The organism is Pseudoxanthomonas sp. z9, from assembly GCF_006542425.1.
In the GTDB taxonomy this organism is placed as follows: domain Bacteria; phylum Pseudomonadota; class Gammaproteobacteria; order Xanthomonadales; family Xanthomonadaceae; genus Pseudoxanthomonas_A.
On the sequence record NZ_VFID01000002.1, the window covers coordinates 104617 to 117121 of the forward strand.

A 12505-nucleotide genomic window follows, 5' to 3' on the forward strand; every position below is an offset into this window, starting at 1 on the left:
TGTGACAAAACATGTAAATGATAGTCATTATCATTTGTGTCGACAAGATTGCCGGAATGACGTGTGTGGCGGAGTCAGCGGCTGTGGAACAGGACGGGGACGTCGCCACGCACGGCATCGCGGGTGTGCAGCCAGCCAACGGCCGCCATATCCCGGGTGCAGGGGCCCAGCGTGGCCAGCCGCAACGGTCTTGCACGCGCCATCTGCTCAAGGAGGGCCAAGACCTCGCCGAGCATCGCGCCGCCGAAAGGCGAGTACAGGTAGAACACCGTGCCGGTAGACAGATCGGCGGTACGGACATCGCCGGCGAGAAACCGGATCCGATCCAGCGCGAGCGTGTCGGCGCTGCGGCGTGCGTTGGCAACGTAGGCGGCTTCCACTTCGATGCCAATGGCACGCGCGGGGGTGAGGATGGCGGTCAGCAACGGGAGATGGCCCAGCCCCGAGCCAAGATCGATCAGGACATCGGATTCGCGCAGATCCAGCCGGCGCAGCAGCGCCAGCAAGTGTCGCGCAGGCGTGGGCTGGTAGAACACCATGTCCGGAAGCAGCTCGCCGATGTCCGCCGAGGGCGCATCCGGCGCGAGCACCTCGGCCAGCAACGCATCCAGTGCGTCATAGCCATCGCCATTGTCATCGGGCGCTCCGCCTTCATCTGCCGCCGCCAATCCAATGAGCGCCTCCGCGCCCCGGCCCTGGCGGATGGCGCCACGCAGTGTCGCGCAGAAATCGCGATGGATCGCTTCCAACTCCTCGCGTAGCGCGGCCGCCTGCCGGGACAGCCCGGCCTCTGCCTGGAAACCGGAGGCTTCCAGGCGATCCAGCACATCACCACGCCGACGCCATTGATCCGGCGCGCGCAGGACGGCGTCGGCCGTCCAGTGCCGCACCTGTTGCCGCAATCGAGCGAGCGGATCCGGAGCGGACAATCGGCAGCCGGATCAGCCGAACAGTTTGCCCAGCATGCGCAGGCCGCCGGTCCATACACCGATGGCCGTGCCCAGGCTGGTCAGGAAGAAGTTGAGCAGCACCCGTGCCACCCGGTTTCGCCACCAGCCACGCAGGGTCTGCACGTCGTCGCGCAGCGCCATGAAATCCGCATAGGTCGGTTTGCGCAGGGTCGCCTCGACCAGGGCGCTCACGGTGCCGGACGCCAGTGCTGGATGCAGCGGGGTGAGCGGGGATGCGATGAACGCGGCGATGATGCTCAGGGGATGTCCCCCTGCGATGGCGCAACCCAACGCACCGAGAGCGCCGGTCGCGAGTACCCACTGCACGATGAGATCCGAACCGACGTCCACGCCGCCCCGGTAGAAACCCCAGGCGAAGCCACCAAGGACGAACGTGGTCAGCACAATGGTGAACCAGGGAATGCTGCTCTTTTCCGGAATGTGTTCCAGTTCGGCGAGCGTGGCGGCCGGTTCGTCATTGTCCTCGCGCAGGTGCCGGGCCAGCCCGTGCAGGTGGCCGGCGCCGACCACCGCCAGCATTTCATGCGGCTTGTCGCCCGCAGCCTGCTGGCCGCCGGCCTGGCGCAGGCGCGTGGCCATGTAGCGATCCCGCTCGGCGATCACGGCCTCGTACAGCGCCGGGTTGTCCTGGGCGAATTCGCCGAAGCTCGATTCGAGCATGTCGCCCTGTTTCAGCTTCTCGATTTCCGCATCGCCGACTTCCTCGTCGGCGAACATGCCGGCCAGGATGCCGGCGCTGATCTTGGCCCGGCCCCACCAGCTCAACCGGTGCAGGGCACGCTTGAAAGTCAGGCCGACCTCGCGATCGATCAGGTGCACCGGCAGGCCACGCTCGCGCGCATCGAGCGCGCCGGCCTTGAGCTCCGCGCCCGGTTCCACGTCCAACTGCTCGGCCAGTCGGCGCTGGTACGCGGCCAGGGCCAGGTTGGCGGCGAACAGGTGGGTCTTGCCCTCGCGCAGCACCTTGACCAGATCCAGCTTCGCCAGGGCATCGGGATCGGTGAGCGATTGCAACCGGCCGGCGTCGAGCTCGACCGCCACGCTGTCGTAGGTGCCGCTGGCGACCGCCGCGCGCACGGCGTCCACGCTGCTGCGCGAGACGTGCGCGGTGCCAAGCAGGGTGTAGCGGATGCCGTCGCGTTCGACGATCTGGTGCGGCTGGCCGGCCAGCGGATCGTGCGCGGCGGGAAGAGGGGACGGCGTGGGGTCGTTCATGGTGTCATTCATCGGAAGGGGCCGCGCCATCGCCCGCGCCGAGCGCGCGCTGCATCTGCACGGTATCGAGCCAGCGGCCATGCTTGCGGCCCAGGCCGGGGAAGACGCCGACGATGCGGAAGCCCAGCTTTTCGTGCAGGGCGACGGAGGCGCCGTTGGCGGGTTCGCCAATCACCGCGATCATCTGCCGGAAGCCGCTGGCTTCGCAGGCGTCGATCAGGCGTTGCAGCAGCGCCCTGCCGACGCCCTGGCCCTGTTGCTCGGGAACGATATAGACCGTGTCCTCCACGGTCCAGCGGTAGCCGATGCGGCCGCGGTAGCTGCTGGCGTAGGCGTAGCCGGCGAAGCGGCCGTCGCGCTCGGCGACGAAATAGGGATAGCCCGCCGCCTGCACCGCGCGCAGGCGTGACGCCATCTCGGCCTCGTCGGGCACGTCGTACTCGTAGGTCGCCACGCGCTCGCGGACTTCGTCGGCGTACAGGGCGGCGATGGCCGGGATGTCGGCCTCGGTGGCGTCGCGGATGTGCAGGGGCAAGCGGGTGATGCCTCAGTCGATGTAGCGCTTGAGCAGATCGCCATAGGCGTCGATGCGGCGGTCACGCAGGAACGGCCAGATCCGGCGCACGTGCTCGCTGCGTTCCATGTCCACTTCCACGCTCAGGAGGGTGGCGTCGGTGCCGGCCTCGGCGAGGAACTCGCCCTGCGGACCCAGCACGTGGCTGTTGCCCCAGAACTGGATGCCGGACGTGCCCAGCGGCGAGGGTTCGTGGCCGACGCGGTTGCAACTGAGCACCGGCAGGCCGTTGGCGACGGCATGGCCGCGATGGCTCAGCACCCACGCATCGCGCTGGCGATTCTTTTCTTCCTGCGCGTCGTCAGGATCCCAGCCAATCGCGGTCGGGTACAGCAACAGCTCGGCGCCGGCCAGCGCCATCAGGCGCGCGGCTTCCGGATACCACTGGTCCCAGCACACCAGCACGCCCAGGCGACCGACCGAAGTGTCGATCGGCTTGAAGCCGATGTCGCCGGGAGTGAAATAGAACTTCTCGTAGAAGCCCGGATCATCCGGGATGTGCATCTTGCGGTACTTGCCCGCGATGCTGCCGTCCTTCTCGAACACCACCGCGGTGTTGTGGTACAGCCCGGTGGCGCGGCGTTCGAACAGCGAGCTCACCAGCACGACGTTGTGTTGTTTCGCCAGGCGGCCCAGGCGTTCGGTGCTGGGGCCGGGAATCGGCTCGGCCAGGTCGAATTCGCCGACCGACTCGTGCTGGCAGAAGTACGGACCGTTGTGCAGTTCCTGCAGCAGCACCAAGCGTGCGCCGCGGCAGGCGGCCTCGGCCACGCGTTCCTCGATGACCGACAGGTTGGCGTCGGCATCGCCGTGGTTCTTTTCCTGGATCAGGGCGACGGGCAGGGAGGTCTTGCGGGTCATGGCAGGAGCGGTGTTGAGCGGACGCGCATGGTAACGCGGATGGCCCGGTCCCGGGCCGACCGCGGGTGAACGGCGGATGCGCCGGCGTCAGCCGCCGGCCTGCTCGCGACGCCGCTGGGCACGTCCCAGCCAGGCGCCATTGCCGGCCCAGACCAAGGCGATGCCGGCGCCGATGAACATCGCCAGCGCGGGATGCTCGGCGACCAGGTCCAGCATCCGCTTCACCCAGCCGCTGAGGGCGTCGGCGCCGCGGTAGACCACGGTGTCGATGAAGTTCTTCGCCTTGTACTTGTCCTCGGCGCCGACCACGGTGTAGAGCATTTCGCGGCCCGGCCGCACCAACGCGTATTCGCCGGCGCGGCGCACCACCATCACCACCGCGAACACCGCGAAGGTCGGCGCCAGCGCCAGCCACAGGAAACCGGCAGCGGTTACCAGCGGCACCAGTACCAGCAGGATGCCGACGCCAAGCCGGCGCGCGATCTGACCGGTGATGAAGATCTGGGTGAGGATCGCCAGGCTCTGCACGATGGTGTCGATCAGGCCGAACACCTGGGTCTGGCGGGTACGGTCCGGGAAGGTTTCGGCGACCAGCCGCGCTTGTTCGAAGTACAGGAAGGTGCTGACGCTGGCGAGCAACAGCACGAACAGGGCAATGCCGAGCAGGTACGGCGAGCGGAACACCGCCGTCGCGCCCGCGAACGGGTTCCCGCCCAGCGGGCGGCTGCGGGCGGCGGCGTCCTGGACCGGAAGCGGATGCGCGTCGCGCCAGCGCTGCAGCCAGTTGGCGGCGGCGATGCTGCCGGCCAGGAACAGCGCGGACAGCAGTACCAGCCCCGCATGCCCCAACGGCTCGACCAGCAGGGTGCCGAGGATGGGGCCGCATAAACCGCCGAGGCTCGCACCGCCGGCCATCAACGCGAACAGCCGCTTGGCCTGCGCCACCACGAACAGGTCCGCTAGCACGCTCCAGGCCAACGAGATGGTGAGCAGGTTGAACACCGACAGCCAGATGTAGAACGTGCGTGCGATCCAGACGTTCTCCGGCTGCCAGGCAAACAGCGCGGCGAAAACCAGCAGGTTCAGCACGAAGAAGCCGAAGGTCCATGGCAGGATGTGCCGCCGCCGCACCCGCGCCGCCACCCAGCCGAACAGCGGCATCGCCGCCAGGGTCGCCACGAAGGTGCCGGTGAACAGCCATTGCAGGTTGTCCACGCCGCCGGCCACGCCCATCGTCTCGCGCACGGGACGCAGCATGAAGTAGCCGGTGAACAGCAGGAAGAACAGCGCCAGTCCCGCGACGACCGCGGCGGTCTCGCGGGGTTCGACGTTGAACAGGCGGGCGATCAGGTTGGGGCGCGGCGAGGCGTCGCTCATCGGGTACTCAGGCGAATTGGGCGATCAGCGACTGGCGCTGGGTGGCATCGAGATCCGGTCCGACGCCGGCGCGCAGGTTGTCGCTCTGCCGCTCCGGCTTGCCGGTGGCGGGAATCACCACCGTCACCGCCGGATGGCTCAAGGCGAACTTCAGGAACGCCTGCGCCCAACTGGTGATGCCGGCCTCGGCCGCCCAGCCGGGGAGCGGCTTGTCCTTCACCTGCGCGAACAAGCGGCCATCCTCGAACGCGCGGTTGATCATCACGCCCACGCCAAGGTCCTGCGCCAGCGGCAGCACCCGTTTCTCCGCACCGCGCGAAACGACCGAATAGTTGATCTGCAGGAAGTCGGGTTTCTCCGCCTGGACGATGTCGGCGAGTTCGTCCTGCGCGCGCTCGACGTAGTGGGTGACGCCGACGTAGCGCACCTTGCCCTGCTGCTTGAGTTCGCGCGCGAGCGCCAGTTGCGCCTTCAGATCCCCGAGGTTGTGGACCTGCAGCAGTTCGACCTTGTCGGTCCGCAGGCGGCGCAGGCTGTCGTTGAACTGGGCCAGGCCTTCCTCGCGCCCGGTGACGCCGGAGAGCTTGGTCGCCAGCCAGGCCTTGGATCGCAGGCTCTGCTCGGCCAGCAGGGGACCGAGCACGTCCTCGGCGGTGCTGTAGGTCGGCGCGGTATCGATGACGCTGGCGCCCGCGGCGAAGAAACGTTTCAACACCTCGCGCAACGGATCCTGTTCCGCCGCGCTGCTTCCCACTTCGAAACTACCGGAGGTGCCCATCCCGATGACGGGAATGCGCTCCTGCGTGCGCGGAATCAGCCGGGTGTTGAGCGGTCCTGGCGGCGCGGCGTCGGCCGCGGGGGGCGTCTTGCCAGGCGCGCTCTGGGTCATGCCGGCCTCGGCGGTATCCCGGCAGGCTGCGAGGCCAAGACCGGCGGCAGCCGCGGCGGTGGAAGCAAGGAACTGGCGACGTGTGTACATCGTGGACTCCTTCGCGCGGGGCAAGAGAGCGTTATCAGTGATTGGTATCACTCATGTGTAAACGAAGCGTTCAATGCCGCCCCAACCAAAGACCTAGTCGCGATGTTTCGACCCGAAATGTGAAACGGGGCGGATTCATGCGAATCCACCCCGTTTGTTTCGAATTGCCGAGTCCGCCACTCAGACCGCGGAGAGCAAGCCCTGCGGCAGTTGCATGGTGATGCAATGGAGGCTGCCGTTCTGCCAGATCAGCGCCCGGCACGGCACCTGCACGATTTCGCGGCCGGGATAGGCCGCCGCCAGAACTTCCGCCGCCTTGGCGTCGGCCGGGTCGCCGTAGGCCGGCATCAGCACCGCGCCATTGAGGATCAGATAGTTCGCGTACGAGGCGGCCAGGCGGCGACCGTCGTCCAGGACCGGTTGCGCCCAGGGCAGCGGGAACGGGCGGTAGGGTTCGCCGGTGCGGGTGCGCAGGGCGGCAATGTCGGCCGCCATCGCCTGGAGTTCGGCGAAGTGCGAGTCGGCCGGATCGTCGCAGGCCTGGAACACGATGGCGTTGTCCGGCGCGAAGCGGGCGAGGGTGTCGATATGGGCGTCGGTGTCGTCACCTTCCAGGTAGCCGTGGTCCAGCCACAGCACCCGATCCTGTTTCAGCCAGCCGCCCAGCCGGGCGGTCAGCTCCTCGCGGCTGGCCTGCGGATGGCGCTCGTGCAGGCATTGCCAGGTGGTCAGCAACGTGCCTTCGCCGTCGGTTTCGATGGCGCCACCTTCCAATGCAAAATCAATGCTTTGAACGAAATAGTTATGAAACAGGTTCATGCCGGACAGCTCGCCCACCAGGCGATCGTCGCGGCTGGCCTCGAACTTGCCGCCCCAGCCGGTGAAGCGGAAATCGAGCAGCTTGAAGCGACCGCCGTCGCGCAGGCTGATCGGACCGGAGTCACGCAGCCAGGTGTCGTCGTACTCGGCCGGCACGAAGCGAACCCGGTCCATGTCCACCCGCGCCGAGCGCAGCCGGGCTTCCGCATAGATCTGCAGATCATCGTCGGCGACGCAGATCACCACGTCCTGGAAGCGGGTGATGGCCGCTACCAGCGCCACGTAGGTTTCCTCGACCTCGCCCAGGCGTTCGGCCCAGTCGGTGTCGGCATGCGGCCAGGCAATCAGGATCGCGGACTGGGGTTCCCACTCGGCGGGAAAACGGAAAGCGTCGGTCATCGTACCAATCGGTGTGCGGTCAACGGATGGGCGGCTTGGGTCCGATTTCGTCCGGACCGGCCTGGTTGGCGACCACGTCGATCACGCGGTCGCGCTCGAAATACACGGTGAATGCGGGATAGACCCAGCGATGGATCGTGGGCCATTGCCGCTTCTGGCCGCCGCGCGGTTCCAGCTTCTGCTGCGGTTCGCCGAAGCGCGCCTGCACCTGGGTGCTGGTCCAGCCGCGCACCGGCGCGGCCTGGGCGGCGGTTTCCTGCACGCGATCGACGAGCAGGGTGTCTGCGGCGAAGGCGCTGGCGCTCATGCCCAGCAGCATTGACATCGGAACAGCGAGGATGCGGCGGTTCATGGCGAGACTCCCCCGGAAAGAAGCGGCATTTATAGCAAATGCGCCGCAACAAAAAACCGCCCGAAGGCGGTTTTCCGGGAGCTCCGCGCGGGTGGGACCGGAAGGTCGCCCGCGGCGCGGAAACTCAGCGCTGGCGCGCCTTGAAACGCGGATTGGACTTGCAGATCACGAAGACCTTACCGCGGCGGCGGACCACCTTGCAGTCGCGGTGACGGGCCTTCGCCGACTTCAGGGAGGACAGGACCTTCATGATGAAACCTCGGCGTAAAAAGAATATGGGGCGAAACGAAGCCCGCTATTCTAAAGGTATTTCCCCAGCCGTATCAAGTGGTTGCCGGAAGTGGCGGGAAACGCCGGCGCCCGCGGTGCGGGCGGGGCGGCATAATAGTGTGAAAACCACAGGATTCCCCATGCCCGAGACCATTCCCGTCCTCACCATCGATGGCCCGTCCGGGGCCGGCAAGGGCACGGTCAGCCGCATCGTCGCCGACCGCCTGGGCTGGCATTACCTGGATTCCGGCGCGCTGTACCGGGCGGTCGGGGTGGCGGCGAGCTGGGCGGATCTCGACATTTCCGACCCCGCGGCGCTGGTCCGCTGCACCTTCGATACGCAGGTCCGCTTCCAGGACGGCCCGCAGGGCCTGCGGGTCATCGTCGACGATGTGGACGCCACCGAGGAGCTGCGACTGGAAACCACCGGCGCGCTGGCCTCGGCCATCGCCGCGATTCCCGAGGTCCGCTCGGCCCTGAAGGAGCGCCAGCGGGCCTTCCGGCAGCTTCCGGGGCTGGTTGCCGACGGGCGCGACATGGGTACGGTCATCTTCCCGGATGCCTCCTACAAGGTGTTCCTGACCGCCAGCGCCGAGGAAAGGGCGGAAAGGCGCTATAAGCAGTTGAAAGACAAAGGGGTTTCGGTTACCTTAGACGGTCTGCTACGCGAGATTCTCGCCCGCGATGCCCGTGACGCGCAGCGCACGGTGGCGCCCCTGCGGCCGGCCGACGACGCCGTCCACATCGACACCACCGGCCTGGGCATCGACGAAGTCGTGGGGCGTGTGCTGGCCATCGTGAGTCGTTGATCGCAATTCATCGCGGCGACTTCCGGTTCACGGCACGCCGCGGAATCCGTCAGCAGAAACAGCCCCGTTCTCCGGTGTCCGCACCGGGGCGACGGTTTTTCCACTTCAACTACACACGGCACTTTTCCCATGTGCCGAAAGGGTGGACGGGGGAACGCCGCCAGGCGAGCACCGTCCGTGTGTCCAACCGAGTAATCAACAATGACCGAATCATTTGCCGAACTGTTTGAACAGAGCCAGACCCAACTGGCCAAGCTGAAGCCGGGCGCCATCGTCACCGGCGTCGTCGTGGAAGTCCGCAACGACGTGGTGGTGATCAACGCCGGCCTGAAGTCCGAAGGCATCGTGCCGATCGAACAGTTCCGGAACGACGCCGGCGAAATCGACGTGGGCGTGGGCGACGAAGTGAAGGTGGCCCTCGACTCGATCGAGAACGGCTTCGGCGAAACCGTCCTGTCGCGCGAGAAGGCCAAGCGCGCCATGGTGTGGGACGAGCTGGAGCAGGCGCTGGAGAAGAACGAAACCATCACCGGTCGCATCAGCGGCAAGGTCAAGGGTGGCTTCACCGTCGACATCAAGGACGTCCGCGCGTTCCTGCCGGGCTCGCTGGTCGACGTCCGTCCGGTCCGCGATCCGGGCTACCTGGAAGGCAAGGAGCTGGAGTTCAAGCTCATCAAGCTGGATCGCAAGCGCAACAATGTGGTCGTCTCCCGCCGCGCGGTGGTCGAGAGCGAGCATTCGGAAGAGCGCGAGCAGCTGATGGACAAGCTGCAGGAAGGCGTGGTGCTGAAGGGTGTGGTCAAGAACCTCACCGACTACGGCGCGTTCGTCGACCTGGGCGGCATCGACGGCTTGCTGCACATCACCGACATGGCGTGGAAGCGCGTGCGTCATCCGTCCGAAGTGGTCGAGGTCGGCCAGGAACTGGACGTCCGCGTGCTCAAGTACGACCGTGAGCGCAACCGCGTCTCGCTGGGCCTGAAGCAACTGGGCGAGGATCCGTGGGACAACATCGCCCGCCGTTATCCGGCCAACAGCCGCGTGTTCGGCAAGGTCTCCAACGTCACCGATTACGGCGCGTTCGTCGAGATCGAGCCGGGCGTGGAAGGCCTGGTGCACGTGTCCGAGATGGACTGGACCAACAAGAACGTCAACCCGTCCAAGGTCGTGCAGGTCGGCGACGAGGTCGAAGTGATGGTGCTGGACGTGGACGAAGAGCGTCGCCGCATCTCGCTGGGCATGAAGCAGGTTGCCGCCAACCCGTGGGAAACCTTCGCGGCCACCCACAAGAAGAACGACAAGGTGTCCGGCCAGATCAAGTCGATCACCGACTTCGGCATCTTCATCGGCCTGGACGGCGGCATCGACGGCCTGGTCCACCTGTCCGACATCAGCTGGAACACCACCGGCGAAGACATCGTGCGCAACTTCAAGAAGGGCGACACGCTGGAAGCCGTGGTGCTGGCCGTTGATCCGGAGCGCGAGCGCATCAGCCTGGGCGTCAAGCAGCTGGAGCAGGATCCGTTCGGCCAGTACATGGCCGCGCATCCGAAGGGCTCGAAGGTCGAGGGCGTGGTGAAGGAAGTCGACGCCAAGGGCGCCGTGGTCGAACTGGCCGACGGCATCGAAGGCTACGTGTCGGCCCGCGACATCGCCAACGAACGCATCGACGACGCCAGCCAGCACCTGAAGGTCGGCGACAAGATCGAAGCCAAGTTCATCGGCATGGATCGCAAGGGCCGCACCCTGCAGCTGTCGATCAAGGCCAAGGACGAAGCCGAAATGCGCGAAGTGCTGGAGGAATACCAGTCCGCGTCGGGCGGCACCACCACGCTGGGCGCGCTGCTGCGTGCGCAGCTGGACGGCAACAAGTCCGAGTAAGCCAAGCAAGTCCGTTGTAAGCAACACAAGCTTCCGGCCGGCCCGGGTCAATGACCCGGGCCGGTGCGGAACGTATCCGTCCGAAAGCCTGCGCGATGACCAAATCAGAACTCATCGAAATCCTGACCCGCCGCCAGCCGCACCTCAAGGCCGAAGATGTCGACCTGGCCGTGAAGGCGTTGCTGGAAATGATGGCCGGGGCGCTGGCGCAGGGCGATCGCATCGAAATCCGTGGGTTCGGCAGTTTCTCGCTGCACTACCGCCCGCCGCGCATGGGCCGCAACCCCAAGACCGGTGATTCCGTGGCCCTTCCGGCCAAGCACGTCCCCCACTTCAAGCCGGGCAAGGAGCTGCGCGAACGCGTCAGCGACGTCACCCCAGTGGAAGAAAGCGCGGACTGATTCTTCCGTTTCCTGCGACGTCCGGCCGGGCCGGAACCGCAAGCCGGCGCCATGCACTGCTGCGCACAAGGCCAACGCTCGGCTAAGCTAGCGCCGACTGGCAAGCGCAGGGAGTCGCCCGATGAGTACCATCCGCCTGGTTGTCGCATTGATTTTTCTCGCCGCCGGTCTGGTGATCGGTGTGCTCAACACCCAGCCAATCGTGCTGAAACTGCTGTTCACCGAGATTCCGACCTCGTCCGGTGTCGCGATCATCCTCTCGCTGCTGTTCGGCGTGCTCATCGGCGGCCTGATCGTCATGGCCACCATGGTGCTGCCGCTTTATGCGCGCCTGCGCAAGGCGAACAAGGTCCAGGCCTCCGCGGCCTCCTCTTCTCTCCCGCCAACTCCCGGCACGGGCCCCTGATCGATGGAATTCCTCAACGAGTGGTTCTGGTTCTTCCTGTTCCTGCCACTGGCCGCGCTGAGCGGCTGGATCATTGGCCGGCGCGGCGGCCAGCGCCATGGCGACACCCAGGTCAGTCGTCTTTCCAGCACCTATTTCCGAGGCCTGAACTATCTGCTCAACGAGCAGCCGGACAAGGCCATCGAGCTGTTCCTGCACATCGCCGAACTGGACAAGGAAACCTTCGAGACCCAGGTCGCGCTGGGGCACCTGTTCCGGCGCCGTGGCGAGGTGGATCGGGCGATCCGCCTGCACCAGGGACTCGTACAGCGCCCGGATCTGAGCGACCAGCAAAAGGTCCAGGCCCTGCTGGCGCTGGGCGAGGACTACATGCGCTCGGGCCTGCTGGATCGGGCCGAGACCGTGTTCAGTGATCTGGCCCGCATCGACCAGCGCGCGCCACAGGCGCTCAAGCACCTGATCGGCATCTACCAGGCCGAGCGCGACTGGGAAAAAGCCATCGACAACGCGATGCGCTACGAGGAAGTCACCGGCGAGGCGATGGGCAAGCTGGTCGCGCAGTTCGAGTGCGAACTGGCCGAGCGTCATCGCACCGCCAATGATGTCGTGGCCGCTCGGGCGGCCATCGCGCGCGCCTACCAGGCCGATGCGGGCTGCGTGCGCGCGGGCATCCTGGAAGGGCGTCTGGAATCGGATGCCGGCAACCATGAAGCGGCCATCCGGGCCTACGAGCGCGCCGCGCGCCACGACCCGGACTACCTGCCCGAAGTCCTGCCAGGACTGCTGGCCAACTACGAGAAGGTCGGCGATTTGTCCGGTGCGCGGACGTTCCTGTCGGAAATGAGCGAGCACTACCGCGGCATCGCGCCGGTGCTGGCATTGACCAAGCTGGTGGAAGGGCAAGACGGCGTCGCCGCCGCGCGCGCCTACCTGGCGAGACAACTCAAGGACCGGCCTTCGGTGCGGGGCGAGGCGGCCCTCATCGACCTGACCTTGGCCGAAGGCGCCGATCCGGCCGCGACCCTGCACGATCTCAAGCACATCACGGACCAGTTGTTGGTCCGCAATCCCAGCTACCGCTGCACCCGGTGCGGCTTCGGCGCGCGCACCCACCACTGGCAATGCCCCAGCTGCAAGGAGTGGGGCAGCATCAAGCCGTTGTTGAACTACGCCGTCGTCTGATGCCCGGAT

14 protein-coding genes are annotated in these 12505 nt (G+C 66.5%); 5 read left to right on the forward strand and 9 right to left on the reverse strand.

The features are described from left to right. Positions 1–74 precede the first annotated feature (74 nt). The 9 genes from FG323_RS01455 to ykgO form a co-directional block, all read right to left on the reverse strand. Positions 75–890 (reverse strand): hypothetical protein, encoded by an 816-nt coding sequence (locus FG323_RS01455; RefSeq protein WP_141452660.1) that lies wholly within the window; start codon positions 888–890, stop codon positions 75–77. Positions 891–941: 51 nt separating this feature from the next. After that, the gene (locus FG323_RS01460) at positions 942–2198 is read right to left on the reverse strand and encodes a TraB/GumN family protein (protein ID WP_141452661.1); all 1257 of its coding nucleotides are present in this window, start codon (positions 2196–2198) and stop codon (positions 942–944) included. Further along, positions 2191–2721: a GNAT family N-acetyltransferase gene (locus FG323_RS01465; RefSeq protein WP_141452662.1), complete on the reverse strand. Its 531-nt coding sequence runs from the start codon at positions 2719–2721 to the stop codon at positions 2191–2193. The genes FG323_RS01460 and FG323_RS01465 overlap by 8 nt, the downstream gene beginning before the upstream one ends. A gap of 12 nt (positions 2722–2733) precedes the next feature. Then, positions 2734–3621, reverse strand: a complete 888-nt coding sequence (locus FG323_RS01470) for a carbon-nitrogen hydrolase (RefSeq protein WP_141452663.1) — start codon at positions 3619–3621, stop codon at positions 2734–2736. An 87-nt stretch (positions 3622–3708) separates the two neighbouring features. Further along, entirely contained in the window at positions 3709–4998 is a 1290-nt protein-coding gene (locus FG323_RS01475; protein WP_141452664.1) for an MFS transporter, read from the reverse strand. Positions 4999–5005: 7 nt separating this feature from the next. Beyond that, positions 5006–5977: an aldo/keto reductase gene (locus FG323_RS01480; RefSeq protein WP_141452665.1), complete on the reverse strand. Its 972-nt coding sequence runs from the start codon at positions 5975–5977 to the stop codon at positions 5006–5008. Positions 5978–6157: 180 nt separating this feature from the next. Continuing rightward, complete coding sequence (locus tag FG323_RS01485; RefSeq protein WP_141452666.1) at positions 6158–7195, reverse strand: agmatine deiminase family protein; 1038 nt, start codon at positions 7193–7195, stop codon at positions 6158–6160. Positions 7196–7214: 19 nt separating this feature from the next. Beyond that, positions 7215–7547: a hypothetical protein gene (locus FG323_RS01490; RefSeq protein ID WP_141452667.1), complete on the reverse strand. Its 333-nt coding sequence runs from the start codon at positions 7545–7547 to the stop codon at positions 7215–7217. Positions 7548–7671: 124 nt separating this feature from the next. Further along, positions 7672–7797 (reverse strand): type B 50S ribosomal protein L36, encoded by a 126-nt coding sequence (gene ykgO / locus FG323_RS01495; protein WP_010342887.1) that lies wholly within the window; start codon positions 7795–7797, stop codon positions 7672–7674. 160 nt (positions 7798–7957) lie between these two features. On the opposite strand from ykgO, the gene cmk reads away from it, so the two are divergent. From cmk to lapB, 5 genes are all read left to right on the forward strand, one after another. Beyond that, complete coding sequence (gene cmk / locus FG323_RS01500; protein WP_141452668.1) at positions 7958–8626, forward strand: (d)CMP kinase; 669 nt, start codon at positions 7958–7960, stop codon at positions 8624–8626. A gap of 201 nt (positions 8627–8827) precedes the next feature. Further along, positions 8828–10507: a 30S ribosomal protein S1 gene (gene rpsA, locus FG323_RS01505; RefSeq protein ID WP_141452669.1), complete on the forward strand. Its 1680-nt coding sequence runs from the start codon at positions 8828–8830 to the stop codon at positions 10505–10507. Between the two features lie 95 nt (positions 10508–10602). After that, positions 10603–10908: an integration host factor subunit beta gene (locus FG323_RS01510; RefSeq protein WP_141452670.1), complete on the forward strand. Its 306-nt coding sequence runs from the start codon at positions 10603–10605 to the stop codon at positions 10906–10908. A gap of 121 nt (positions 10909–11029) precedes the next feature. After that, the gene (locus tag FG323_RS01515) at positions 11030–11314 is read left to right on the forward strand and encodes a LapA family protein (protein WP_141452671.1); all 285 of its coding nucleotides are present in this window, start codon (positions 11030–11032) and stop codon (positions 11312–11314) included. Positions 11315–11317: 3 nt separating this feature from the next. Next, complete coding sequence (gene lapB, locus FG323_RS01520; protein ID WP_141452672.1) at positions 11318–12496, forward strand: lipopolysaccharide assembly protein LapB; 1179 nt, start codon at positions 11318–11320, stop codon at positions 12494–12496. Positions 12497–12505: the final 9 nt, after the last annotated feature.